We start from the raw sequence: 24,036 nt of genomic DNA on the forward strand, positions 1-24,036 counted from the left end.
GTTGTAGTTGCCAGGCGAATTGCCTGGCGCCCCTCTCGCGGTTAAAGTGCCGCCCCCCGATTTTTCTGAGGTTTTTGCATGAGCCAGTCCTTTGATATCGCCGTGATCGGCGCCACCGGTACTGTCGGCGAAACCATCGTCCAGATTCTCGAAGAGCGTGACTTCCCTGTGGGCGATCTGCATCTGCTGGCCAGCGTCGAGTCGGCAGGCAGTTCGGTCGCGTATCGAGGCAAGAACGTGCGTGTACGCGAAGTCGACACGTTCGATTTCAGCAAAGTGAATCTTGTGTTTTTTGCGGCGGGCCCTGCGGTGACTCGCAGTTATGCTCCCCGGGCGACGGCGGCGGGTTGTTCGGTGATCGACCTGTCGGCCGGCCTGTCCGTCGATCAAGCACCGAATCTCATTCCCGAGGTGAACGGGGCGTTGCTGAGCGGGCTGGCCGAACCCTTTCAAGTGGCGTGTCCAAGCCCCGGCGCAACAGCGCTGGCGATGGTGCTCGGGCCGTTGCGGGACCTCCTGGACATCCGTCGCGTGAACGTGACGGCCTGCATGGCAGTGTCCAGTCTGGGGCGGGAAGGGGTGACCGAACTGGCCCGACAGACCGCCGAGCTGCTCAATGTGCGCCCGCTGGAACCCCGCGTGTTTGACCGGCAAATGGCGTTCAACGTCCTCGCTCAGGTCGGCGTGCCGGATGCGCAAGGCCACGTCCCGCTGGAAAAACGTATGGTCGACGAGTTGCGTGAGCTGCTGTCGCTGCCTTTAATCAAGGTCGGCGCGAGCTGCATTCAAGTGCCAGTATTTTTTGGCGACAGCCTGAGTGTGTCGGTGCAGACCGCTTCCCCGTTCGATCTGGCTGCGGTCGGGGCTGCGCTGGATGCTGCGGACGGAATCGATCTCGTGGATGCGGGCGATTACCCGACGCCAGTGGGCGATGCGGTGGGACAGGACGTTGTCTATGTAGGACGTTTGCGGGCCGGTATCGACGATGCGTGCGAGTTGAGCTTCTGGGTTACATCCGACAATGTGCGCAAGGGGGCAGCGCTGAACGCTGTGCAGGTCGCTGAATTGTTGATAAAAGAGCTTGTGTAAAAGATACTTGCCAACAACTCAAAGAATCATTCTAGCTGTGGCGTTGTAGAAACGCCCTACGCCCTAGCAGGCTTTATCTTCTCGGTCGCCGGGGAAATTTTAAACAAGGGATGGGCTATGGTTCAGGTTCGTAAACTGGTTTTAGCAATCGCTGCAGCCTCGGCGTTGTCATCCGGAATGGCGCAGGCGCTGGGCCTGGGTGGTTTGACCGTGAAGTCGAGCCTGAACCAGCCACTGCTTGCCGAGATCGAACTCACGCAAGTGCAGGACCTTACTTCCGCGCAGGTGGTGCCCAGTCTGGCCAGCTCTGCCGAGTTCGCCCAGGCGGGGGTCGGTAAAACCGCAGTGCTTGATGACCTGACGTTCACCCCCGTCGTGACGCCGGGCGGCAAAAGCGTTCTGCGCATCACGTCCAGCAAGCCCATCCGCGACCCTTATGTGAAATTCCTGGTGCAAGTGCTCTGGCCGAATGGCCGGGCGCTGCGCGAGTACAGTTTGTTGCTCGATCCGCCGAAGGTCTCCCCGCAAGCGGCGGCCGCAGCCACAGCCCAGCTGCCTTCTACTGCTCCGGCGACGGCTCCCGCTCAAGCCCCCGTTGCCCAGACGCCGCCTGCACCGGCGCCAGCGCCGACCCCGGCAGCGCCCCCAGAACCGAAATACACCCAATACACCACCGCCAACAACGACACGTTGTGGGAGATCGCCGAGCGCGTGCGCAATGGCGGCACCGTTCAACAGACCATGCTGGCGATTCAGGCGTTGAACCCCGATGCGTTCATCGCCGGTAACATCAACCGGCTGAAGAAAGGTCAGGTCTTGCGCCTGCCGTCGCCGCAGGAAGCCACCGCGACGCCGCAACCGCGTGCCGTGGCCGAAGTCGCGGAACAGAACCGCGCCTGGCGCGAAGGCCGTCGTTTACCGACTGGCGCCCGCCAGGTGGATGCGACCCGTCGCGACCGCGCCGGTGCAGCCCCTGCGCAGATCGACGCCAAGGACAACCTCAGCCTGGTCTCGGGCAACAAACCGGGCGCCAAAGGGGCGGCAGGCGACGCCGAACTGAGCAATAAACTCGCGGTGACCCAAGAGAATCTGGACAGCACCCGTCGCGACAACGCCGAGCTGAAAAGCCGGATGGGTGATCTGCAAAGCCAGGTCGACAAGCTTCAGCGCTTGATCGAACTGAAAAACGATCAACTGGCCAAGATGCAGGCGGCGGGTGCTGCGGTGCCTCCGCCGCCGGCCAGCGATGCCAATGGCACCGTCAGCCCGAACAGCGTGACCAATCCGAACAACGCCGCGAACCCGGCCATGCCTGCGCAGATCGTGCCGCCACCGGCTGCTCCGGATTCTGCTGGCAAGCCGCCGAATGAAATCGCGCCGGAAGACGCGCTGCCGGTCGAAGGTGCCAAGGTCACTGGCGCGACGCCCGATCAGCCGTTGGTTGTGCCACCCGATGCCGTCAATCCCGACAACCAGAGTTCGCTGGACAAGATCCTCGCCAGCCCGATGCTGATGGGCTTGATCGGTGGTGCTGCCATTCTGGTCTTGTTGCTGCTGGTCCTGCTGCTGGTGCGTCGTCGTAACGCCATCCTTGAGGCTGAAAGACACCGTCAAATGGCGCGTGCGCTGGCCGAAGAGTCTGACTTCGCATCCGACATGAACATGCCTGAAAGCAGTTTTGAGGGGCTGGAGGTGCCTCCGCCTGCGGTAAAGCCGGCACCTCTGTCGGCCGTCATCATCGAGCCGACCCGTGAGCGCCCGGCCGATGTGCTGGTCCAGGCGGAAATTCACATCGCTTATGGCCGTACGAACCAGGCCGCCGCACTGCTGGAAGAGGCGATAAAAGAAGAGCCCCAGCGCAGCGAACTGCGTCTTAAACTGATGGAAATCTACGCCCAGCAGGACAACCAGGCCGGTTTCGTCGCTCAAGAGCGGCAGCTGGTGGCCACGGGAAAGAACCACGCTGAAGTCGAGCATCTCAAAACCCGTTATCCCGCCATGGCAGCAGCTGCCGCGGCGGCCGCAGGCGTTGCAGCAGCGGCGGCTTTGGCAGCGGAAATGGACGCCAGGTACGTTGAGGATTTGCTGACCGATAAGGCGGAGCCTGAACCTGCGCCTGAGCCCACTCCGGCACCTGTCGTCGAGCCGCCCGACGATTTCGACACGGCGTTCGACCTCAGTCTGGACGATCTGGAGGCCGCTTCTCCGACCGAAGTAAAAGATTACAGCGCGGCTCATGCCGATAACGGGCTTGATGATCTGGACCTGGACGCACCGTTTGGTGGGGCGGCAGCGGACGATCTGGATTTCGACGCGATCCTGCGCGAACAGACTGAAGCGAAAGCGGCAGAACCGGATGACCTGGCGGATTTTGACCTTAACCTGTCGGAAGACCAACCCGCCCTCAAAGCCGAAGATGATTATCTGTTGGGTCTCGACAACGAACTGAGCGACTTGCCGCCGTTCGAGGACACCGCCGATCTGGGCGCCAGCAAGCCGGGCCAAGATGACGAGCTCGAATTACCCGCCGACTTCGACCTGTCGCTGGCGGACGAGATCGAAACCGATCAGGCTTCTGAAGCGTTTGACTCCGAGATCGATGACGTCAACGCCGAACTTGAGCGCCTTTCCAGCAGCCTCGAACAGCCGCCAATCGCCAAGCCGTTCGACGATGCGCCGACCTTTACCGAGGATGACGCGTTGCTGGCGGACGACGAGCCGGAGTTCGACTTCCTGTCAGGCACCGATGAAGCGGCGACCAAGCTGGACCTGGCCCGCGCCTACATCGAAATGGGCGACGCTGATGGCGCCCGTGACATCCTCGATGAAGTCGTGGCTGAAGGTGACGACGGCCAGAAGACCGAAGCTCGCGAGATGCTGTCGCGATTAGTCTGACAACCTACACGCGCCATCGACAACGACCGCTTCGGCGGTCGTTTTCGTTTATGGCAATAAAGGGGGGGGGGGGACGCTGTAGGAGCGAATTCATTCGCGAAAAATCTATCAGGCGAAAGAGAAGAGTCGACCAGGCGGGCCTCTCGCGAATGAATTCGCTCCTACAACGACTGCGATTGCCCAGCCTTTGTCGGTCACCAATGGCGTCTTTTGCCTTCATCCGTATAATGGCCGCCCTTGCGCACATCCACAGGCTTTAAGCACTTGGCAACTACAAACACCGAGGCAGAAACAGCGGCCTCCGAAATGGCCGGCGAAGGTTTCTCCAGAATCGCACTGGGCGTGGAATACAAAGGTTCGCGCTACAGCGGCTGGCAGCGCCAGTCCACAGGCGTGCTGACCGTTCAGGAAACCCTGGAAAACGCCTTGTCGAAAGTCGCTGATTCGCCAGTTTCCCTGATGTGCGCCGGACGTACCGACGCCGGAGTTCACGCCTGTGGTCAGGTTGTGCACTTCGACACCCAGGCGGTGCGCACGATGAAAGCCTGGACCATGGGCGCGAATATCAACCTGCCTCACGACATCAGCGTGACGTGGGCCAAGGAAATGCCTGCGCACTTTCACGCGCGCTTCAAAGCCATCGCCCGACGCTATCGCTACGTGATCTACAACGACCAGATTCGCCCCGCGCATCTGGGCCAGGAAATCACCTGGAACCACCGTCCGCTGGACGTCGAGCGCATGGCGCTGGCAGCGGAATACCTCGTGGGTACCCACGATTTCAGCGCGTTTCGTGCCGGCCAATGTCAGGCCAAATCACCGATCAAGCAGCTCCACCACCTGCGCGTCACGCGTCACGGCAAGATGATTGTCATCGACATTCGAGCCAACGCGTTTTTGCACCACATGGTGCGCAATATCGCGGGCGTGCTGATGACCATCGGGGCAGGGGAGCGGCCCATCGAGTGGGCGAAGGAAGTGCTGGAGAGTCGCATTCGGCGTACGGGCGGCGTCACGGCGCACCCATTCGGCCTCTATCTGGTTCAGGTCGAATACCGCGATGAGTTCCCGTTGCCGGAACGCTACATCGGGCCGCACTTTCTTACAGGGTTCTCGGAACTTGGCGGCTGACGCCCGGAACAGCATTTGCTACCATCCGTGACTTTCGCAAGGCTTGAGGTATTCACTACATGTCAGCCGTTCGCAGCAAGATCTGCGGGATTACCTGCATAGAAGATGCGCTGGCCGCTGTCGATGCGGGAGCCGATGCCATCGGCTTCGTGTTCTACCCCAAGAGTCCACGGGCCGTCACGGCCGAGCAGGCGCAGGCGATCATCGCCCAATTGCCACCCTTCGTGAGTACCGTCGGGCTGGTCGTCAATGCCGAACGCCAGGCGCTCAAGGCCTTGCTCGATATCGTGCCCCTGGACCTCATTCAATTTCACGGCGATGAAACCCCCGAACAATGTGAGGGCTACCACCGTCCCTGGATCAAGGCCCTGCGGGTCCAGGCTGGCGACGACATCGCCGCCAGTTGCGCGCTGTACGACAAGGCGAGCGGTATCCTCCTCGACACGTTTGTGGCTGGCGTGCCGGGTGGCACGGGCGAAACTTTCGACTGGGCATTGATTCCAAAACAGTTGAGCAAACCGATCATCCTGGCGGGTGGATTGACGTCGGCCAACGTGTCGCAGGCGATTGCTCAGGTTCGTCCCTATGCCGTGGACGTCAGTGGCGGGGTTGAGAAGTCCAAGGGGCTCAAGGATCACGACAAGATCCGGGCCTTCATGAGTGCGGTCCACGGGGCCTGACCGGTTTTTTCCGGTGGTGATGGCCACCGATGTGACGGCAGACAGGCGGTCGCCGTCCACTACCCTGCGACCACGGTTCGCGGGTCGCCAAAATTGAACGGGCGAAGACGTGCAAGCGTTTCGCTGTAAGCAGTTGAGGGCAGTGTCGACGAATGTGTCGTGGCAGCAGGTCAGGCGTTGGCGCCGATCGTTGCAGGACACTTCGCGACACTGCACACGAATTTAGTTTAAAGGCATGCGCGTGGCTTCGATGCCACTGCGTTCTGGCCACCGGTACTGGAGAAAGAAAGCATGAGCAACTGGTTGGTAGACAAACTGATCCCTTCGATCATGCGTTCCGAGGTCAAGAAAAGCTCGGTACCTGAGGGCCTCTGGCACAAGTGTCCGTCTTGCGAGGCGGTGCTTTACCGTCCAGAGCTGGAAAAGACCCTTGACGTCTGTCCGAAGTGCAACCACCACATGCGTATCGACGCCCGCGCGCGCCTGAACATCTTCCTCGACGTCGAAGGCCGTCAGGAGATCGGTGCCGACCTGGAGCCGGTCGACCGCCTGAAGTTTCGCGACAGCAAGAAGTACAAAGACCGCCTGACCGCTGCACAAAAGCAGACCGGTGAAAAAGACGCGCTGATTTCCATGAGCGGCACCCTGTTGGGCATGCCGGTCGTGTGCAGTGCCTTCGAATTCTCATTCATGGGTGGCTCCATGGGCGCCATCGTCGGTGAGCGCTTCGTGCAGGCCGCCAACTACGCGCTGGAAAAACGCTGCCCGATGATCTGCTTCGCGGCGTCCGGTGGCGCCCGCATGCAGGAAGCGCTGATCTCCCTGATGCAGATGGCCAAGACCTCTGCTGTGCTGGCCCGTCTGCGCGAAGAAGGCTTGCCGTTCATTTCCGTGCTGACCGATCCGGTCTACGGCGGCGTTTCCGCTAGTCTGGCGATGCTGGGCGACGTGATCGTGGCCGAGCCGAAAGCCCTGATCGGTTTTGCCGGTCCACGCGTCATTGAGCAGACCGTGCGTGAAAAACTGCCGGAAGGCTTCCAGCGCAGCGAATTCCTTCTGGATCACGGTGCGATCGACATGATCGTTCACCGTCAGGAGCTGCGTCAGCGTCTGGGTAACTTGCTGGCGCAAATGATGGGTTTGCCGACGCCTAAATTCGTGGCGCCGAAACTTGAGCCGATCGTGGTGCCCCCTGCACCGGCCAACATATGACCGCACGCTCTCTGAGCGACTGGCTCAGCTACCTGGAGCAACTGCATCCGTCGGCCATCGACATGGGTCTGGATCGGTCGCGACAGGTGGCGCTGCAAATCGGCCTGCGTCGTCCCGCTCCGCGTGTCATCACGGTGACGGGCACCAACGGCAAAGGCTCGACGTGCGCGTTCGTGGCATCGTTGCTTCAGGCGCAAGGCCTCAAGGTGGGCGTCTACAGCTCGCCACACCTGGTTCGTTATAACGAGCGGGTCCAGGTGCAGGGCGTCGAAGCCACCGACGAACAGCTGTGTGAAGCATTCGACGTCATCGAGAAGGCGCGGGGCGATGTATCCCTGACCTACTTCGAGATGGGCACTCTCGCGGCGTTCTGGCTGTTCGAGCAGGCGGCGCTGGACGCTGTTGTACTGGAAGTCGGCCTGGGCGGGCGTCTGGATGCGGTGAACCTGATCGACGCCGACATGGCGTTGGTGACCAGCATTGGCGTCGATCACGCCGAATGGCTCGGTAATACCCGTGAGTCAGTGGCGTTCGAAAAGGCCGGCATTTTCCGTGAAGGTCGTCCTGCGTTGTGCGGTGATATTGACCCCCCTCAGCCATTGCTGGATCAAGCGAGCGCCTTGAAATGCCCGCTGTCGCTGCGCGGCACTGATTTCGATCTGACCCTCGGTGCATCGAGCTGGCACTGGTTCGGCACGGGTGCCGATGGCCAGCGTGTTGAATTGCGCGATCTGCCGCTGCTCGATCTGCCGATGCAGAACGCGGCACTGGCGTTGCAGGCTTACCTGCTGCTGGGCTTGCCGTGGCATGAGGTGTCGATCCGCCAGGCGCTATCAAATACGCAAGTGACGGGGCGTCTGGATCGCCGTTCGTTTGAATGGCACGGCAAGCCGCTGCACGTCCTGCTCGATGTGGGTCACAACCCGCACGCGGCGGTGTTCCTCGCTCAGCGTTTGAATCAACGTCCGGTCAAAGGCAAGCGTCTGGCGGTCTTCGGCCTGCTCAACGACAAGGACTTGGACGGCGTGTTGAGCGAGCTGATCGCCTGTTTCGAAAGCTGGGCCGTGGCGCCGTTGCCAACCCCGCGCAGTCGCTCGGCACAAGAGATTGCAGAGGCATTACAGAACCTTGGCGCCGTCGTGACGTCCTACCCCAGTGTCGCGCAGGCGCTTGAAGCGCAGTGCGCTCTCGCCACGGCTGACGACGAAATCGTTCTGTTCGGGTCTTTTTATTGCGTAGCCGAGGCCTTGGAATGGCTTGCTGGCGCGTCACGGAGGAAGTGACACATGGCTTTGCTGGATAAGGCGTACAAGCAGCGGATGGTCGGTGCCTTGGTATTGATTGCCATTGCGGTGATTTTTCTGCCGATGCTGTTTTCGCGTCAGGATGAAGCACGCCATGTACAGGTGGACGCCCCGGCGGCACCTCAAGCGCCTGCCGCTGCGCAGATCAAGGTTGACCCGGTGGCGGTGCCCGAGCAGCAGCCGCTGCCGCAGGAGCCGGTGCCGAGCGACGAAGAATTGGCTCAGCCCACGCAACCGGTCAATCAGCAGCCGCCTTCGATGCCGATCGCTCCGGCGCCCACCAAGACTGCGCCGCAATCCAGGCCTGCGCCTGCTGCAAAACCGGCTGCTCCGGCGCCTGCACCAGCCCCCGCAAAAGCAACTGCTCCAGCACCTGCCGCGCCACCTGCGCTGGCTCAGGACACGAACCGTGTCGACGCGAACGGTCTTTCCATCACCTGGGCTGTTCAAGTGGCCAGCCTGTCGAACCGGGCGAACGCCGATGCGCTGCAGAAAACGTTGCGCACCCAAGGCTACAACGCGTACATCCGGACGTCGGATGGCGTGAATCGTGTCTTCGTCGGGCCGTTGATCGAGCGCGCCGAAGCCGACCGCTTGCGCGACCAGCTCGACAAGCAGCAGAAGCTCAAGGGCATTGTGGTGCGCTTTCAGCCCGAGCATAAATAAGAGGCAGGTTGCATGCCTGTAGGAGTCGGCTTGCTGGCGCAGGCGTCAGGTCAGGCAGCGCAATGCTGAATACCCATCGCTTTCGCCAGCAAGCCGGCTCCTACAGGTTTCACCTTCAGCTTCAAACTTCGCGCTCAGACCCCATCGTTTGTCTTAATTGCCGCCCACCCACAATCCCTGCTTACCGCCGGGCGAGCGCTCTGCTAAAATGCGCCGCCTCATCAGTCTGTAGGCTGCAACGTGTCATTTACTCCGGTTGACTGGGCGATCATTGCGATTGTCGCCATCTCCGCTTTGATCAGTCTCAAGCGCGGCTTCGTCAAAGAAGCACTGTCCTTGCTGACCTGGATCATCGCAGGTGCCGTAGCCTGGATGTTTGGCGGTTCGCTGGCCCAGTATCTGGTCAATTACATCGAAACACCTTCGGCGCGCGTGATTGCGGGCTGCACCATTCTTTTCGTCGCCACACTCTTGGTCGGCGCCATGGTCAACTTTCTTATCGGGGAACTGATTCGCGTCACCGGCCTGTCCGGGACCGATCGTTTTCTGGGCATGGTCTTCGGCGCCGCGCGCGGAGGCCTGCTGGTTGTGGTGGCGGTCGGGCTGTTGAGCCTGGGCCCGGTGCAACAGGATCAATGGTGGCAGCAGTCAAGGTTGCTGCCGCAGTTTGTAATGGTCGCTGACTGGTCGAAAAACCTGATTCTCGGGATGTCCAGCAAGTGGCTCGCCAGCGGGATCAGCGTACCTGTTGATATCCCGTTCAAGGATCAACTCCTGCCGTCGGTGACGCCGCAGGATGTGATCGGTAAATCCAGTTCCACTAAGTAGGGGTTGTGTCGCATGTGTGGCATCGTCGGTATCGTCGGCAAGTCGAACGTCAATCAGGCGCTGTATGACGCGCTCACCGTCCTCCAGCACCGCGGCCAGGACGCTGCCGGTATCGTGACCAGCCATGACGGCCGGTTGTTCCTGCGCAAGGACAACGGTCTGGTTCGTGATGTGTTCCATCAGCGCCATATGCAGCGTCTGGTCGGGCACATGGGCATCGGTCACGTACGTTATCCAACCGCGGGCAGCTCGACTTCGGCCGAAGCCCAGCCGTTCTACGTCAACTCGCCGTACGGCATCACCCTGGCGCACAACGGTAACCTGACCAACGTTGAGCAACTGGCCAAGGAGATTTACGAATCCGACCTGCGCCACGTCAACACCAACTCCGACTCGGAAGTGTTGCTCAACGTCTTCGCTCACGAGCTGGCCGTGCGCGGCAAGCTGCAGCCGACCGAAGAAGACATCTTCGCCGCAGTGACCGACGTGCATAACCGTTGCCGCGGTGGCTACGCGGTCGTGGCCATGATCACCGGTTACGGCATCGTCGGTTTCCGCGACCCGGACGCCATCCGCCCGATCGTGTTCGGCCAGCGTCACACTGACGAAGGCGTCGAGTACATGATCGCCTCGGAAAGCGTCGCGCTGGACGTACTGGGTTTCACCCTGATTCGTGACCTGGCTCCGGGCGAAGCGGTGTACATCACCGAAGACGGCAAGCTGCACACCCGTCAGTGCGCGACCAATCCGAAATACGCGCCCTGCATTTTCGAACACGTCTACCTGGCGCGTCCCGACTCGATCATCGACGGCATCTCGGTCTACAAGGCGCGTCTGCGCATGGGCGAGAAGCTGGCTGACAAGATCCTGCGCGAGCGCCCTGAGCACGACATCGATGTGGTCATCCCGATTCCGGACACCAGCCGCACCGCCGCGCTGGAGTTGGCGAACCACCTGGGCGTGAAATTCCGCGAAGGCTTCGTCAAGAACCGTTACATCGGCCGTACCTTCATCATGCCGGGACAGGCGGCGCGGAAAAAATCCGTACGCCAGAAGCTCAACGCCATCGAGCTGGAGTTCCGGGGCAAGAACGTGATGCTGGTCGACGACTCGATCGTACGCGGGACTACCTGCAAACAGATCATCCAGATGGCCCGTGAAGCCGGCGCCAAGAACGTCTACTTCTGTTCTGCGGCCCCGGCCGTGCGCTTCCCTAACGTCTACGGCATCGACATGCCGAGTGCCCACGAGCTGATCGCTCACAACCGTTCCACCCAGGACGTGGCCGACCTCATCGGTGCCGACTGGCTGGTCTATCAGGACCTGACGGACCTGATAGAGGCGGTGAGTGGCAGCAAAAAGATCAAGATCGACAACTTCGATTGCTCGGTCTTCGACGGCAAGTACGTGACCGGTGACATCGACGAGCATTACCTGAACAAGATCGAACAGGCGCGTAACGACGCTTCCAAGGTCAAGACTCAGGCGGTGAGTGCGATCATCGATCTGTACAACAACTAATTCAGACAAGGAGTAGACGGCATGACTCAGCAATGGGATGCCGGTCGACTGGACAGCGATCTGGAAGGCGTGGGTTTCGATACCCTCGCCGTACGCGCTGGTCAGCACCGTACGCCGGAGAGCGAACACAGCGATCCACTGTTTTTCACTTCCAGCTACGTGTTCCGCACGGCAGCCGATGCGGCCGCGACGTTTGCGGGCGAGCAGCCGGGTAACGTCTATTCGCGCTACACCAACCCGACGGTGCACTCCTTCGAAGAGCGCATCGCGGCGCTCGAAGGGGGGGAGCAGGCGGTGGCGACGTCCACTGGCATGTCGGCTATCCTGGCGACCGTAATGAGTCTGTGCAGCGCAGGCGATCACGTGCTGGTGTCGAAGAGCGTGTTCGGTTCGACCATCAGCCTGTTCGAGAAATATTTCAAACGCTTTGGTGTTCAGGTCGATTACGTTCCGCTGGCCGAGTTGTCCGGCTGGGACGCGGCGATCAAGCCCAACACCAAATTGCTGTTCGTCGAGTCGCCGTCCAACCCGCTTGCCGAGCTGGTGGACATTGCGGCGCTGGCTGAAATCGCGCATGCCAAAGGCGCGATGCTGGTGGTCGATAACTGCTTCTGCACCCCGGCCTTGCAGCAGCCGCTGCGCATGGGCGCGGACGTGGTGGTGCATTCGGCCACCAAATTCATCGACGGTCAGGGCCGTGCGATGGGTGGCGTGGTCGTCGGTCGCAGCGAGCAGATGAAAGAAGTCGTCGGCTTTCTGCGCACTGCCGGCCCGAGCCTGAGCCCGTTCAACGCCTGGCTGTTTCTCAAGGGCCTCGAAACCCTGAACATCCGGATGCGTGCACACTGCCAGAGCGCCCTTGAACTGGCGCAATGGCTGGAGCAGCAGGACGGTATCGAGAAGGTGCACTACGCCGGCCTCGAAAGCCATCCGCAGCATGACTTGGCCAAGCGTCAGCAAAAAGCGTTTGGCGCGGTGGTCAGCTTCGAAGTCAAAGGCGGCAAAGAGGGCGCCTGGCGTTTCATCGATGCCACACGCCTGATTTCGATCACGGCCAACTTGGGCGACACCAAGACCACGATCACTCACCCGAGCACCACGTCCCACGGCCGTTTATCGCCGGCGGAGCGTGAAGCAGCGGGCATTCGCGACAGCCTGATCCGCGTGGCGGTGGGTCTGGAAGACGTGGCTGACCTCAAAGCCGATCTGGCGCGTGGCCTGGCCGCGTTGTGAGTGATGCCTGTGAATGAGTTAGTGGTAGAAGCCGCCGGTGTGCACAACGGCCGCGTTGCCTTGGTGACAGGCGCCGCGCGGGGAATCGGGTTGGGCATCGCCGCCTGGCTGATCACTGAGGGTTGGCAGGTCGTGCTGACGGATGTCGATCGGCAGCGCGGCGACGCGGTGGCGGGTGTGCTGGGTGAAAACGCCTCGTTCATCGGCATGGATGTGTCCAGTGAAGATCAGGTCGCCAGTGGCGTCGCTGAAATACTGGGCATGTTTGGTCGCCTGGACGCGCTGGTCTGCAACGCGGCCGTGGCCGACCCTCGCAATACGGTGCTGGAAAGCCTCGATCTGGCCCACTGGAACCGTGTGCTGGCGGTGAACCTGACCGGCCCTATGCTGCTCGCCAAGCACTGTGCCCCGTACTTGCGTGCCCACGGTGGCAGCATCGTCAACCTCAGTTCAACGCGGGCGCGGCAATCCGAGCCGGACACCGAGGCGTACGCCGCGAGCAAGGGCGGTCTGCTGGCGCTGACTCATGCGCTGGCGATGAGCCTTGGCCCACAGGTACGGGTCAATGCCGTGAGCCCCGGCTGGATCGACGCCCGTGACCATTCCAGGCGCCGTGCCGAGCCGCTATCCGACGCCGATCATGCGCAGCATCCGGCTGGCAGGGTAGGGACGGTGGAAGACGTGGCCGCGACCGTGGCGTGGTTGTTGTCGAAGAACGCCGGTTTCGTGACGGGGCAGGAGTTCGTGGTCGATGGCGGCATGAGCAAGAAGATGATCTACGTTGAGTGATGCAGCTGCGAGCTTCAAGCTGCAAGCCTCAAGTGAAAAGCGGACCTCAGCGTTCGCTTTTTTGCTTTTGACTTGCCGCTTGAAGCTTGCAGCTCAAAACTGCTTTTTTAAAAAAACTTCAATCAGGCTATTGACTTAGGTTCGGCACCTGCGTAAATTTCGCGGCCTCAGCGAAGCAAAGGGTGATTAGCTCAGCCGGGAGAGCATCTGCCTTACAAGCAGAGGGTCGGCGGTTCGATCCCGTCATCACCCACCATCGTTGAGAAGTTTCAAAGCACGCTGAAGGCTACTGAGATTCAGCAGGACGAAAGTCCACCACTGCGCAGCGGTAGTTCAGTCGGTTAGAATACCGGCCTGTCACGCCGGGGGTCGCGGGTTCGAGTCCCGTCCGCTGCGCCATATTTTCCAGATCAGACTTTCGAGTCTGGTTTGAGATTGAAAGCCAAGGCTTCGATCAGTGTTATATGAAACAAGTACACGAGACTTGTTTCGAAAGTGTTAACAGACGAAAGTCTGTGAAAAGAGTTAAACAGATGAAAGTCTGTGCGACACGCAGCGGTAGTTCAGTCGGTTAGAATACCGGCCTGTCACGCCGGGGGTCGCGGGTTCGAGTCCCGTCCGCTGCGCCATACATAGCTTCAAGGCCCTTGAACTCCTTGAAGCGACAAAGAAAGCGACCTCAGGGTCGCTTTTTTTGTGCCTGCGAAAAGCAGCCCGTTGTTTCAGCGCTTATCATCCCGCCCAGTCCATGGAGAGCGAATCATGCGGATTCTCGTCACAGGCGCCACAGGGTTCATTGGCACGCGGCTTTGCCAGGTGTTGATCGAACAAGGGCACACGGTCATCGGACTGTCCCGTCGAGGCAGTGGGACCGTTGCCGGTGTCGATTATCGTGCGAAGGATTTCATTGATACGCCCTCGCTGCAGGACTGCGTTGATGGCATGGACTGCATCGTGCACCTGGCGGGCAGGGCGCATGTGATGGACCCACGCAATGACGCGCCGGAGCTATACCGGGAGGTCAATCACGAAGCCACTGTTCGGCTTGCACGGCTGGCCCTGGAAGCCGGGGTCAAACGTTTCGTGTTCGTCAGTACGATCCGGGTCAATGGCAATGCCTCCGAGCAGCAGCGTTTTACCGAAGCGTCGGCGCCGCGACCGGTGGTGGCCTATGACCGCTCAAAGCTCGATGCCGAGAACGGTTTGCGTGCGCTGCTCGACGGAACGCCCACGGAATGGGTGATCATCCGCCCGCCACTGGTCTATGGGGTCGAAGCGCTGGGCAATTTCCGAACCCTGCTCAAAGTGGTCGAAAAAGGCCTGCCCAGCCCGCTCTCGCAGGTGCGCAATGCCCGTAGCCTGATCTCCGTGGACAACCTCGCAAATCTGATCGCGCTCGCTATTCAGCATCCTGACGCCGCTGGCCAATTGTTCCTCGCCAGCGACGGCGCCGACGTTTCCACCCATCAGATCCTCGTCGCGCTGGCGCAGGGCATGCAAAAGCGGCTGTGGTCCATTCCCGTGCCGCCCTCGCTCTTGGCGTTTCTGTTCAGGCTGATCGGCAAGGAGGACACCTACACGAAGCTGTGCGGTTCGCTGACGGTGGACTCCAGCAAAGCCCGCGAGGTGTTGAAGTATCGGCCCCACAACGACACCTTGGCCTCGCTGGCGCAGGTGGGGCGTGAATACCGTGCCAACCGACAGAGCCCGCGCTAGCGGCAGACTTTTCCTGCAGCACTCGTGGCAAAGGGCTGCTGCAGATCACTACGATAAATGCCATGATTGGCGGCTTGTTTAAAGCGGCGCTGATTTCGAACTTGGAGAGCTGGACCATGGGCATGAACCAAACCATCACTGTGATTCCACCCGGTGTACCGTTGACGGGACATGTCGCGCCCCCCGGCTCCAAGTCGATTACCAACCGTGCGTTGCTGCTGGCGGCCTTGGCCAGGGGCACCAGCCACCTGCGCGGCGCGCTCAAGAGCGATGACACCCGGCACATGTCCAACGCGTTGCGGCAGATGGGCGTGACCATCGATGAGCCGGACGACACCAGCTTTGTGGTCACCAGCAGTGGCCGTCTGAACGTTCCTGACGCGGCTCTGTTTCTTGGGAACGCAGGCACCGCCGTGCGTTTCCTGACGGCCGCCGTCGCGACGGTCAATGGCGTCGTCACTCTCGACGGCGACCACTACATGCAGAAGCGTCCGATCGGCCCGTTGCTGGAGTCGCTGCGCAAAGGCGGCCTGAGCGCCGAAAGTGCCACGGGCTGCCCACCGGTCGTGATCCATGGCACCGGCGCGATCAAGGCCACACGCTTCGAAATCGACGGTGGTTTGTCGAGCCAGTACGTGTCGGCGCTGCTGATGGTCGCGGCGTGCGGTGAGGCCCCTATTGAAGTGGCGCTGACCGGCAAGGAGATCGGTGCTCGTGGCTACATCGATCTGACCCTGGCCTGCATGCGCGCCTTCGGGGCTGAGGTCGAGGTGGTGGATGAAGCCCTGTGGCGCGTGTCGCCGACCGGCTACACCGCCTGCGATTACCACATTGAGCCTGACGCCTCGGCGGCGACTTACCTGTGGGCGGCCGAAGCGCTCACCAGCGGCAAGATCGATCTGGGCGTGGCGGCCGAAGCCTTCACCCAGCCCGACGCGAAGGCCATGGAAATGATTGCGCAATTCCCGAACATGCAGCCGGTGATCAACGGCTCGCAAATGCAGGACGCGATCCCGACGCTGGCGGTATTGGCGGCGTTCAACAATACCCCCGTGCGTTTTGTCGATCTGGCGAATCTTCGGGTCAAGGAATGCGACCGCGTACAGGCGCTGTATGACGGCCTCAACCAGGTGCGTCCGGGGCTGGCGACGGTCGAAGGTGACGACCTGTTGGTGGCGTCCGATCCGGGTCTCGCGGGTACCAGCAGCACCGCCCTGATCAACACCCACTCCGACCACCGCATTGCCATGTGTTTTGCCTTGGCAGGGCTGAAAGTGTCCGGGGTGCGTATCCAGGACCCGGATTGCGTCGCAAAGACGTACCCGGGCTATTGGCGTGCCCTGGAGTTCTTGGGTGTGCGCATGGAAAACGGCAACGTGTGAGCCGACAAGTTGAGGGGGAATGACGACCGTCAGTCGATTCATGCCCCCCGTTCAGCTATTTCACGGCGGTGCATGCGCTTGCTCACGACTGCCGTGAAACCGCCACTCGGCCCACCTTTCGCGCGATAGCCCGCCGATCAAAGCCTCGATGTATCCATACGGTTGCAAACTCTGCGTTGATCCTGCGCGGTGCTTGTTGCAGACTTACCCCGTTTTCTCCGGTCCACTGTTCTGTCGACCTTTTTCCCCGGGATGTTTGATGTCTAAATTACTGAGCTTTCGTACTGCATGCTGGGCGCTCGCCCTGCTGGCCGCCGCAGGCTGCTCGTCCAAGAAACAGGCCATTTACGAGCACGAAAACTTCGATGACGCCGGGACGTTTTCTCGCACTTACCCCGTTTCCGATGCCGCCACCTGCGAGGCGGGCCGTCGCGCCTTGCTGAGCCAGGGGTACATCATCACCAGCAGCGATCCGAAGATGATCGCCGGTCACAAGAGTTTTCAGCAGACCGGCGAAACCCACATGGAAATCAGCTTCAACGTGGTCTGTGCCGCTGACGGTGGCGCCGATGGCAAGGCCACGATGTTCGCCAACGCCTTGCAGGACCGCTATGCGCTGAAGAAGGTTAACAACTCGGCGAGCTTGGGTGTGGGCGTGTTGGGTTCGGTGTCGATGCCGATTGGCTCGACCGATGATTCGATGGTCAAGGTCGCCAGCGAAACGGTGGCGTCTTCCAAGTTTTATGACCGCTTCTTTGGGTTGGTGGAAAATTTCCTGCCGCCTGAGGTGAAGAAAGCGGCGCACATCGAAGAAAAGCCCAAGACCGATCTGGGCATGCCAGAGCCCGCACCTGCCAAGGCGGCTGCGTTGACCGAGCAGAAACCGGCCGAAGCGCCCGCCACTGCCCCGGCTGCCACCCCTGCGCCATTGGCCACGCCAACGACGCGACCGGCAGCCGCCGCCGAGCAAAGCAGCGAGCCGATGCCTGCGCCTGCCGAGCCTGAGCCGGTGAAGGCTGAAGCCGTTGCGCCAGCAGAGCCAGCCCCGACGCCAGCCGCAGAAGCCGCGCCGACAACCGCGCCAGAGGCTACGCCAGCGCAGTGAGTGCCTGAGGCGGCCACCCCTCTGGTTCTGCCGAAGGCGGTTTCGTGCTTGGCATCAGTCCGCTTCTGCCGAAGGCGTAGGAGCAAGCTTGCTCGCGATCGGCTGCGTAGCAGTCGTAAACCTGACGACGCGGTATGCCTGACACAACCGAGGTGTCCGGTTTTACTGCCGCTTCGCGACAGATCGCAGGCAAGGTGGAGCGCCACCCCGGCACTCCTACGCCCTTCGGGCAGAATCAAGAGCGTGCGCCCTCACCGCGACCAACGATGTCAGCCGAGAAACAACCTATACGCCGGATTATTCGTCTCATCCCAATACGGATACCCAATCTCCGCCAGCGCCTTCGGCACCAGGTGCCTTTCATCCTCCGGCACCACCAGTCCCGCCACGACCCGACCATCCGCAGCCCCATGATTACGGTAGTGAAACATCGAGATATTCCACTTCCCGCCCAGCTTATTCAGAAAATTGAACAACGCTCCCGGCCGCTCCGGAAACTCGAAGCGGAACACCACTTCGTCACTGACCCGCTCCGAATGCCCGCCCACCATGTGCCGCAAATGCAGCTTGGCGAGTTCGTTGTCGGTCAGGTCCAGCACCGGGAAGCCTTGCTCGGTGAGGCTCGCGATCAGCGCCTTGCGCGGGTCGTTCTCGGGGTGGGTCTGCACGCCGACGAAGATGTGCGCCTCGCGGTCGGTGTGGTAGCGGTAGTTGAATTCGGTGATCTGGCGCTTGCCCACGGCTTCGCAGAACGCCTTGAAACTGCCGGGCTGTTCGGGAATGGTCACGGCAATGATCGCTTCGCGGCCTTCGCCCAATTCAGCGCGCTCGGCAACGTGCCGCAGGCGGTCGAAGTTGACGTTTGCGCCGGACTCGATGGCGACAAACGTCTGGCCTTTGACCTCGTACTGCTCGACGTATTTCTTGATCCCCGCTGCACCTAAAGCGCCCGCAGGCTCGGTGATCGAGCGAGTGTCGTCGTAGATGTCCTTGATCGCCGCGCAGATTTCGTCGGTGCTGACGGTGATGACTTCGTCGACGTAATCCTTGCAGATGTCGAACGTGTGCTGGCCGATCTGCGCCACAGCCACGCCGTCCGCAAACAGCCCGACCTGCTGCAACACCACGCGCTCGCCGTAGGCCATGGCCTGTTGCAGGCAGTTGGAGTCGTCCGGCTCGACACCGATCACCTTGATCTCAGGCCGCAGGTATTTCACATAGGCCGCGATGCCCGCGATCAGCCCGCCACCGCCCACCGGGACGAAGATCGCGTCCAGTCGGCCGGGGTGCTGACGGAGGATTTCCATGGCCACCGTGCCTTGCCCGGCGATGGTGTCAGGGTCGTCGTAGGGGTGAATGTAGACGTAGCCTTTTTCCTCAACCAGCTTCAGGGAATACGCCAGCGCCTCGGGAAACGAGTCACCGTGCAGTACGACTTTTCCGCCGCGCGAACGCACGCCCTCGACTTTGATCTCCGGCGTGGTCTTGGGCATCACGATAGTGGCCGACACGCCCAGGGTTTTCGCCGCCAACGCCAGGCCTTGTGCATGGTTGCCCGCCGATGCCGTGACCACGCCCCGCGCCAGTTCTTCCGCGCTCAACTGCGCCAGCTTGTTGTAAGCGCCGCGAATCTTGAAGGAGAACACCGGCTGCAAGTCTTCGCGCTTGAGCAGAACCGTGTTGCCGAGCCGCTCGGACAGCTGGCGAGCGCCGTGCAGCGGGGTTTCGATGGCGACATCGTAGACGCGGGAGGTGAGGATTTTGCGGGCGTAGTGGTTCAGCAGGTCGCCGCTGACTGAGCTGTGGGCAAGCGTCGAGGTCATCGTGTCGTCCTCGTCGTGGGAACGGCGATGATCAGGCGTGCGGAATGAGCAGCGAGGGAAGGGCGGATGATGAGCATGTCTGACTCCTGGTTCGAGGTTCGGGGCCCAGGGAGACAGAAAGAAAAAACCCGCCTCCAAGGGCGGGTTCGGTGCAAACGTCGGCTAACCCGCCATGACTGTAATGGCGGTAATAATTCGTTGGCCGAGGCGTTGCTGAGTGAGGTTCATGGCCCGAAGACTATGGCGAGCCGGTTCTCGTCGTCAAGCGCAATCTGGCGCTCTGTAGCCGCAGGGTTGATTAGCCAACAGCGGCAGAGAATTTTTCCTGACCGCTTGCGCGGTTTTTTCCGCTGAGCTACAAATTCCGTTGGCTGGCTACGGACCCCGCTCCAGAGCGCTGACAAGGATGCGTCGGTCAATTGCACTGCATCCCCTTCGTCGATTGTTCAAAAAGCCTTCATGGTTCGTTCATGAGGGCACTTTAGGGTGAAGGACGTGGTCAGTGGAATCAGTCGCTGAAACGACGACAAAACGCCGAAACGCAAAGACCAGCCATGAGGGCATGAGTGATGGACGATTATCAGGAAGAGTTGTTGGAATATCAGGCTTACGAGCTTGACCCGCTGGAACCCGCAGACGACGCGACTGAGCTGTAAGCGAGTCTGTCAGGCCGAATGACGTTGGCTACGGCGGAACTCCCCAGGAGTCTGTCCGTTCCACCGTTTGAAGGCGCGTTGAAAGGCTTCGGCCGATGCAAACCCCAATAAATAGGCGATTTCACCAAAGGCCAGCTCCGTGTCGCGGATGTAGGTCATCGCCAGATCCCGACGTGTGTCATTGAGCACGGCGCGAAAGCGCGTCCCTTCGTCCGCCAGCCGGCGACGCAGGGTCCAGGTCGGCAGCTTCAACCGGGCGGCTACTTCCTCCAGGTCCGGCTCCCTCCCACCATTGAGCAAAGGTCCCAGCAACTGAGTGATTCGTTCACGCAGGGTGCGGGTGCGCGTGCGTTGTTCCAGCTCGCGTTCACACAATTGCAGCAGGTGCCGCCAGGTGCTCGGCACATGGTCTGGATTGCGCAGCCCCAAGGTCCGCTGGCTCAGGCGCAGCTGATTGAGGCCTGCGCCAAACGCCATGGGTTGCTCGCTCAACACGGCATAGTCCGAGGCATAGCTTGGCGCATCGAATTCGATCTCGGCGCGCTCGGCGAGTATCGGCGTACCGGCCAGCGTGGACAGTTGATGCAGCCACCCGCTGAGGATCGAATCGACCACGAAGCGGTTGTAATCGTTGTACGGGCTGATGGAGTAAAACCGCAGCCACGCGCCTTCGCTGTCTTCGTGGAAACTCGACTGCCCCCGGTAATTGGAGGCGTACAGCGCTTCGAAACGAATGAGCGTGCGCGCCGCTTCTCGCACCGTTGGCGCCTGAGCGGCCGTGATCCCGGCCAGTCCCGCCAGACTCAAACGGCTCAACTGCCCCATCCTCAGGCCCAGCCCCGGCATCCCGCTCAATTGAATGGCCGCGTGACCCAGACGCATGTAGCGCGGAATCGACAGACGAGCGTCAGCCTCGCCCAGCCGCGCAGCGTCCAGGCCGTATTGGTCCAGCAAGGGTTGCGGGTCGTGACCGGTGCTGCGCACGGCGTCCGCCAGGCTATGGACGAAGCCGACCGACAGATCCCCCAGACGTACCCGCGGCGCGTTCATCAATTACAACCAGAGGTTGATCAGGCGCGCCCCGTGGCCGGGTTTGGCCCCCTTGGGCGCGGCGCTGATGGAGCGTTCGGCGACGCTTTGTCCGCCGCGTGTCGCGAAGCTGTGACCGGCGCTGCCCTGATCCCAGAACTGCCCGCGCATGAACACGCTGATGCCCGCTTTGGCTGTGCTGATCGGCGTCAGGGACAAGCGTTGCCAGGCCTCGCCTTCGGTCAACGGCTTGGGGCCGAGGTCCAGGCGGCTCATGAGCGTGGGGTGTTTGTCGCTGCGCCACGGCTGGGACCAACTGCCATTGCCCGCCACGAACGCAGGCACGGCGATCAGTTCGGCCCCGCTTGCGTTCAATCGTGCATAGTTGTCCGGGTACCAACTGTCGCTGCCGATCAGCGTGGCGAGCCGACCCGCCGGGGTGTCGATGATGTGCAGCGGCGCGTCCTTGCCCGAGCGGATGTAGCCGCGCTGATACCAGGACGGGAACAGTTGGCGCTGGGGCTGGCCGATGGGCAACCCGTCGCGGCCAAACACCACGCTGCTGTTGTAGAGCGCGCCTTTGCCCGCCCGCAATTGACCGTCGCGCACTTCTGGCCCCGGCAGCACGATAGAACCCGCCACCAGCGTCACCCCGAACTCTTTGGCCAGCCCGCCGAACACCGTCTGGTAATCCTGCGCCATGCTGCGCGCCTTCATCCGCAGGTGCGCGTCGTCCACCCGGTTTTCCCCACGGGCCTGCAACAGCGCGTCGAGGAACAGCAGCGGGTTGCTGAACGCCAGCCAGTTCATGGCTTCTTCGATGGTCATGGCCTGGTAGAACTGCGATTTCTCATCGACTGCAAACAGCCACGTGCCGATGTGCTCCGGCAGGACAACGATTGTCTTGTCGTTGATCAGACCGTGGTCCCGCGCCTGTTGCAGGTACGCCGCCAGCTTGCGATGCAGTCGCTTGACGCTGGAATAGTCCGAAGGAAACAGCTCGGGTTGAATGCCCAGCAAATTGCCGCGATCTCCGGGCTCACCATCGTTGATCACCAGTTGAATGCGCAAATCGGTGAGGTAATGGCCGACATGGCGCTTATGTGTCCACAGGCCATAGCTGGTGAGAAGAATCGCCAGCACGATGGCGGCGAGGGTGCCAAGAACTTTGCGCATGGAGGGAAACGTGAGGGCCTCAGGAAGCAATTGCCGTGTGGGTGAATGGCCTCAAGGCTACGGGAAAACGGCGTCTGACCGAAGCGATTTAAGTGCGAGAGCGTCTTTTTCGTGAAGCCCTTCGCCGATGCAGCGCGTAGCGATACTGCCGCAAACCTGCCTCAAAACACGTTGTCCTGAGGGCTAAAACGGGGGATGCAGAAAAACGGCGTGGTCAGCGGGATAACGCAGTAACACTGCGTCGGCGTGAAGGGTTTTGACGTTTTTGCGTCAGTTGGCGGCCCTAAGCTTTCGCACACAGACACAACGTTAGACGACTGCCATGACCGATATCGTTAAAGACGCACTGAACCGCCTCGCTCGAAAGGATCTGCTGGAGCTTCGAGCCTATATAAACGGAGAGTGGGTCGATGCCGACGCCAAACTTGCCGTAACCGACCCCGCCACGGGGGCGACCATCACACAGGTTGCCCATTGCGCGCCCATCTGGGCCGACCGCGCCGTCGAAGCCGCCAGCACGGCGCTTCCCGCCTGGAGCCAGTTGCTGCCGGTTCAACGCGGGCTGATCTTGCGCAAGTGGGCGGCGCTGATGCGCGAACACGCTCAGGACTTGGCAGTCATCATGACAGCCGAGCAGGGCAAGCCGCTGGCGGAGTCCGTGGGTGAAATCTCGTACGGCGCGGCGTTCCTCGACTGGTTCGCGGCAGAAGGCGAGCGTTGCTACGGCGAAACCATCCCGAGCCATTTGCCGGGCAGCCAGTTGCTGACCAAGTTACAGCCCATCGGCGTGACGGTCGCGATTACCCCCTGGAACTTTCCGAGCGCGATGATCACCCGCAAGGCCGGGGCCGCACTCGCGGCAGGCTGCACGATGATCGTCAAGCCCGCGCCTGAAACGCCGCTGTCGGCGTTGGCCCTTGCGAAACTGGCGGAAGAGGCGGGGATGCCAGCGGGGGTGTTCCAGGTGCTGACCGGCGATGCCGTCGCTCAATCCGCGCGCCTGCTTCAGTTCCCCGAGGTGCGCGCGTTCAGTTTCACCGGCTCGACCGAGGTCGGAAAAATCCTGCTCAAGACTTCCAGCGATACCGTGAAACGTGTGTCCCTCGAACTGGGTGGTCATGCGCCCTTCATCGTGTTCGAAGACGCGTCGGTCGAGGACGCGGTCGCCGCGTGCCTCAACGCGAAATTCGCCACCTCGGGTCAGGATTGCCTGGCGGCCAACCGCATCTACGTTCATCGCAGCCTGTACGCGTCATTCGTGAGCACGCTGGCAGCGGGGGTGAAAAAACTGAAGGTGGGTCATGGTCTGGAGCCGGGTGTGGACATTGGGCCGATGACGCGTAAATCCGTCGCGGTGAAATGCCAGGCACAGATCCTCAACGCTGTCTCGCTGGGCGCGAAGCTGCTGGTCGGCGGGGCGGACATCGACGGCAATTTTGTGCAGCCGACGCTGCTGGCCGACGCCACAGATGACATGGACATTGCCCGCGATGAGACCTTCGGGCCGGTCGCCGCGGTGTTCGTGTTCGACACCGAAGAAGAAGTGCTGCAACGCGCCAACGATTCCGAATTCGCGCTGGCGGCCTATGTTTACACCAACGATTTGCGCCGTGCGCTACGCCTGTCCGACCGCTTGCAATACGGCATGGTAGCGATCAACACGCCGAAGTTTACCGGTGCGCCCATTCCGTTCGGAGGCTGGAAACAGTCGGGGTTGGGCAGGGAAGGGTCGAAGCACGGCCTGGAAGAATACATGGAAATCAAATACGTCTGTTTTGGCAACCTGTGAGAGAGAAGGAGA

The 24,036-nt window shown here is 61.3% G+C and carries 17 protein-coding genes, 3 tRNA genes and 1 pseudogene; 18 read left to right on the forward strand and 3 right to left on the reverse strand.

Annotated elements, in window-relative coordinates; genetic code table 11:
- The first annotated feature begins 78 nt into the window (after positions 1 to 78).
- From AAEO81_RS09995 to AAEO81_RS10075, 17 genes and pseudogenes are all read left to right on the forward strand, one after another.
- On the forward strand, positions 79 to 1,089 hold the full coding sequence (locus AAEO81_RS09995; protein WP_341963333.1) for an aspartate-semialdehyde dehydrogenase: 1,011 nt from the start codon (positions 79 to 81) through the stop codon (positions 1,087 to 1,089).
- A 117-nt stretch (positions 1,090 to 1,206) separates the two neighbouring features.
- The gene (locus AAEO81_RS10000; protein ID WP_341963334.1) at positions 1,207 to 3,984 is read left to right on the forward strand and encodes a FimV/HubP family polar landmark protein; all 2,778 of its coding nucleotides are present in this window, start codon (positions 1,207 to 1,209) and stop codon (positions 3,982 to 3,984) included.
- 306 nt (positions 3,985 to 4,290) lie between these two features.
- Entirely contained in the window at positions 4,291 to 5,115 is an 825-nt protein-coding gene (gene truA / locus AAEO81_RS10005; RefSeq protein ID WP_341964515.1) for a tRNA pseudouridine(38-40) synthase TruA, read from the forward strand.
- Between the two features lie 59 nt (positions 5,116 to 5,174).
- Positions 5,175 to 5,795 (forward strand): phosphoribosylanthranilate isomerase, encoded by a 621-nt coding sequence (locus tag AAEO81_RS10010; protein WP_341963335.1) that lies wholly within the window; start codon positions 5,175 to 5,177, stop codon positions 5,793 to 5,795.
- A 291-nt stretch (positions 5,796 to 6,086) separates the two neighbouring features.
- A complete protein-coding gene (gene accD / locus AAEO81_RS10015; RefSeq protein ID WP_166596779.1) occupies positions 6,087 to 7,007 on the forward strand; it encodes an acetyl-CoA carboxylase, carboxyltransferase subunit beta in 921 nt (306 codons plus the stop codon).
- Positions 7,004 to 8,310 (forward strand): annotated as a pseudogene (gene folC / locus AAEO81_RS10020) (bifunctional tetrahydrofolate synthase/dihydrofolate synthase). Before accD ends, folC begins: the two are co-directional and overlap by 4 nt.
- Positions 8,294 to 8,977 (forward strand): SPOR domain-containing protein, encoded by a 684-nt coding sequence (locus tag AAEO81_RS10025; protein WP_341963336.1) that lies wholly within the window; start codon positions 8,294 to 8,296, stop codon positions 8,975 to 8,977. The pseudogene folC and the gene AAEO81_RS10025 overlap by 17 nt, the downstream one beginning before the upstream one ends.
- A 240-nt stretch (positions 8,978 to 9,217) precedes the next feature.
- Positions 9,218 to 9,805 (forward strand): CvpA family protein, encoded by a 588-nt coding sequence (locus AAEO81_RS10030; protein WP_166596782.1) that lies wholly within the window; start codon positions 9,218 to 9,220, stop codon positions 9,803 to 9,805.
- Between the two features lie 12 nt (positions 9,806 to 9,817).
- Positions 9,818 to 11,326 carry an amidophosphoribosyltransferase gene (gene purF / locus AAEO81_RS10035; RefSeq protein ID WP_166596783.1) on the forward strand — a complete coding sequence of 503 codons (1,509 nt, stop codon included), beginning with the start codon at positions 9,818 to 9,820 and terminating at the stop codon, positions 11,324 to 11,326.
- A gap of 21 nt (positions 11,327 to 11,347) precedes the next feature.
- Positions 11,348 to 12,559, forward strand: coding sequence for an O-succinylhomoserine sulfhydrylase (locus tag AAEO81_RS10040; protein WP_166596784.1), 1,212 nt, complete (start codon positions 11,348 to 11,350; stop codon positions 12,557 to 12,559).
- 3 nt (positions 12,560 to 12,562) lie between these two features.
- A complete protein-coding gene (locus AAEO81_RS10045; RefSeq protein ID WP_341963337.1) occupies positions 12,563 to 13,348 on the forward strand; it encodes an SDR family oxidoreductase in 786 nt (261 codons plus the stop codon).
- A 180-nt stretch (positions 13,349 to 13,528) separates the two neighbouring features.
- A tRNA-Val gene (locus tag AAEO81_RS10050) sits at positions 13,529 to 13,604 on the forward strand.
- A gap of 66 nt (positions 13,605 to 13,670) precedes the next feature.
- A tRNA-Asp gene (locus AAEO81_RS10055) sits at positions 13,671 to 13,747 on the forward strand.
- Between the two features lie 153 nt (positions 13,748 to 13,900).
- A tRNA-Asp gene (locus tag AAEO81_RS10060) sits at positions 13,901 to 13,977 on the forward strand.
- Positions 13,978 to 14,110: 133 nt separating this feature from the next.
- Positions 14,111 to 15,064 (forward strand): NAD-dependent epimerase/dehydratase family protein, encoded by a 954-nt coding sequence (locus AAEO81_RS10065; RefSeq protein ID WP_341963338.1) that lies wholly within the window; start codon positions 14,111 to 14,113, stop codon positions 15,062 to 15,064.
- 116 nt (positions 15,065 to 15,180) lie between these two features.
- Positions 15,181 to 16,446, forward strand: a complete 1,266-nt coding sequence (locus AAEO81_RS10070) for a 3-phosphoshikimate 1-carboxyvinyltransferase (RefSeq protein WP_341963339.1) — start codon at positions 15,181 to 15,183, stop codon at positions 16,444 to 16,446.
- A gap of 259 nt (positions 16,447 to 16,705) precedes the next feature.
- Entirely contained in the window at positions 16,706 to 17,551 is an 846-nt protein-coding gene (locus AAEO81_RS10075) for a DUF2242 domain-containing protein (protein WP_341963340.1), read from the forward strand.
- Between the two features lie 269 nt (positions 17,552 to 17,820).
- On the opposite strand, the gene ilvA is transcribed toward AAEO81_RS10075, so the two are convergent.
- From ilvA to AAEO81_RS10090, 3 genes are all read right to left on the reverse strand, one after another.
- Complete coding sequence (gene ilvA, locus AAEO81_RS10080; RefSeq protein WP_341963341.1) at positions 17,821 to 19,374, reverse strand: threonine ammonia-lyase, biosynthetic; 1,554 nt, start codon at positions 19,372 to 19,374, stop codon at positions 17,821 to 17,823.
- Between the two features lie 665 nt (positions 19,375 to 20,039).
- Positions 20,040 to 21,080 carry an AraC family transcriptional regulator gene (locus tag AAEO81_RS10085; RefSeq protein ID WP_341963342.1) on the reverse strand — a complete coding sequence of 347 codons (1,041 nt, stop codon included), beginning with the start codon at positions 21,078 to 21,080 and terminating at the stop codon, positions 20,040 to 20,042.
- A 3-nt stretch (positions 21,081 to 21,083) separates the two neighbouring features.
- Positions 21,084 to 22,235 (reverse strand): carbon-nitrogen hydrolase family protein, encoded by a 1,152-nt coding sequence (locus AAEO81_RS10090; protein WP_341963343.1) that lies wholly within the window; start codon positions 22,233 to 22,235, stop codon positions 21,084 to 21,086.
- Positions 22,236 to 22,557: 322 nt separating this feature from the next.
- Here AAEO81_RS10090 and AAEO81_RS10095 point away from each other — a divergent pair, with 322 nt between their 5' ends.
- Positions 22,558 to 24,024 (forward strand): NAD-dependent succinate-semialdehyde dehydrogenase, encoded by a 1,467-nt coding sequence (locus tag AAEO81_RS10095; protein WP_341963344.1) that lies wholly within the window; start codon positions 22,558 to 22,560, stop codon positions 24,022 to 24,024.
- Positions 24,025 to 24,036 lie beyond the last annotated feature (12 nt).

Origin of the sequence: Pseudomonas sp. RC10, from assembly GCF_038397775.1 — a bacterium.
Lineage (GTDB): Bacteria > Pseudomonadota > Gammaproteobacteria > Pseudomonadales > Pseudomonadaceae > Aquipseudomonas > Aquipseudomonas bambusae.

What these genes read in the sequence shown, in the direction of transcription:
- AAEO81_RS09995 (WP_341963333.1), top strand. Translation starts at nt 79, where the DNA reads ATGAGCCAGTCCTTTGATATCGCCGTGATCGGCGCCACCGGTACTGTC.
- AAEO81_RS10000 (WP_341963334.1), top strand. Translation starts at nt 1,207, where the DNA reads ATGGTTCAGGTTCGTAAACTGGTTTTAGCAATCGCTGCAGCCTCGGCG.
- truA (WP_341964515.1), top strand. Translation starts at nt 4,291, where the DNA reads ATGGCCGGCGAAGGTTTCTCCAGAATCGCACTGGGCGTGGAATACAAA.
- AAEO81_RS10010 (WP_341963335.1), top strand. Translation starts at nt 5,175, where the DNA reads ATGTCAGCCGTTCGCAGCAAGATCTGCGGGATTACCTGCATAGAAGAT.
- accD (WP_166596779.1), top strand. Translation starts at nt 6,087, where the DNA reads ATGAGCAACTGGTTGGTAGACAAACTGATCCCTTCGATCATGCGTTCC.
- AAEO81_RS10025 (WP_341963336.1), top strand. Translation starts at nt 8,294, where the DNA reads ATGGCTTTGCTGGATAAGGCGTACAAGCAGCGGATGGTCGGTGCCTTG.
- purF (WP_166596783.1), top strand. Translation starts at nt 9,818, where the DNA reads ATGTGTGGCATCGTCGGTATCGTCGGCAAGTCGAACGTCAATCAGGCG.
- AAEO81_RS10040 (WP_166596784.1), top strand. Translation starts at nt 11,348, where the DNA reads ATGACTCAGCAATGGGATGCCGGTCGACTGGACAGCGATCTGGAAGGC.
- AAEO81_RS10045 (WP_341963337.1), top strand. Translation starts at nt 12,563, where the DNA reads ATGCCTGTGAATGAGTTAGTGGTAGAAGCCGCCGGTGTGCACAACGGC.
- AAEO81_RS10065 (WP_341963338.1), top strand. Translation starts at nt 14,111, where the DNA reads ATGCGGATTCTCGTCACAGGCGCCACAGGGTTCATTGGCACGCGGCTT.
- AAEO81_RS10070 (WP_341963339.1), top strand. Translation starts at nt 15,181, where the DNA reads ATGGGCATGAACCAAACCATCACTGTGATTCCACCCGGTGTACCGTTG.
- AAEO81_RS10075 (WP_341963340.1), top strand. Translation starts at nt 16,706, where the DNA reads ATGTCTAAATTACTGAGCTTTCGTACTGCATGCTGGGCGCTCGCCCTG.
- ilvA (WP_341963341.1), bottom strand. Translation starts at nt 19,374, where the DNA reads ATGACCTCGACGCTTGCCCACAGCTCAGTCAGCGGCGACCTGCTGAAC.
- AAEO81_RS10085 (WP_341963342.1), bottom strand. Translation starts at nt 21,080, where the DNA reads ATGAACGCGCCGCGGGTACGTCTGGGGGATCTGTCGGTCGGCTTCGTC.
- AAEO81_RS10090 (WP_341963343.1), bottom strand. Translation starts at nt 22,235, where the DNA reads ATGCGCAAAGTTCTTGGCACCCTCGCCGCCATCGTGCTGGCGATTCTT.
- AAEO81_RS10095 (WP_341963344.1), top strand. Translation starts at nt 22,558, where the DNA reads ATGACCGATATCGTTAAAGACGCACTGAACCGCCTCGCTCGAAAGGAT.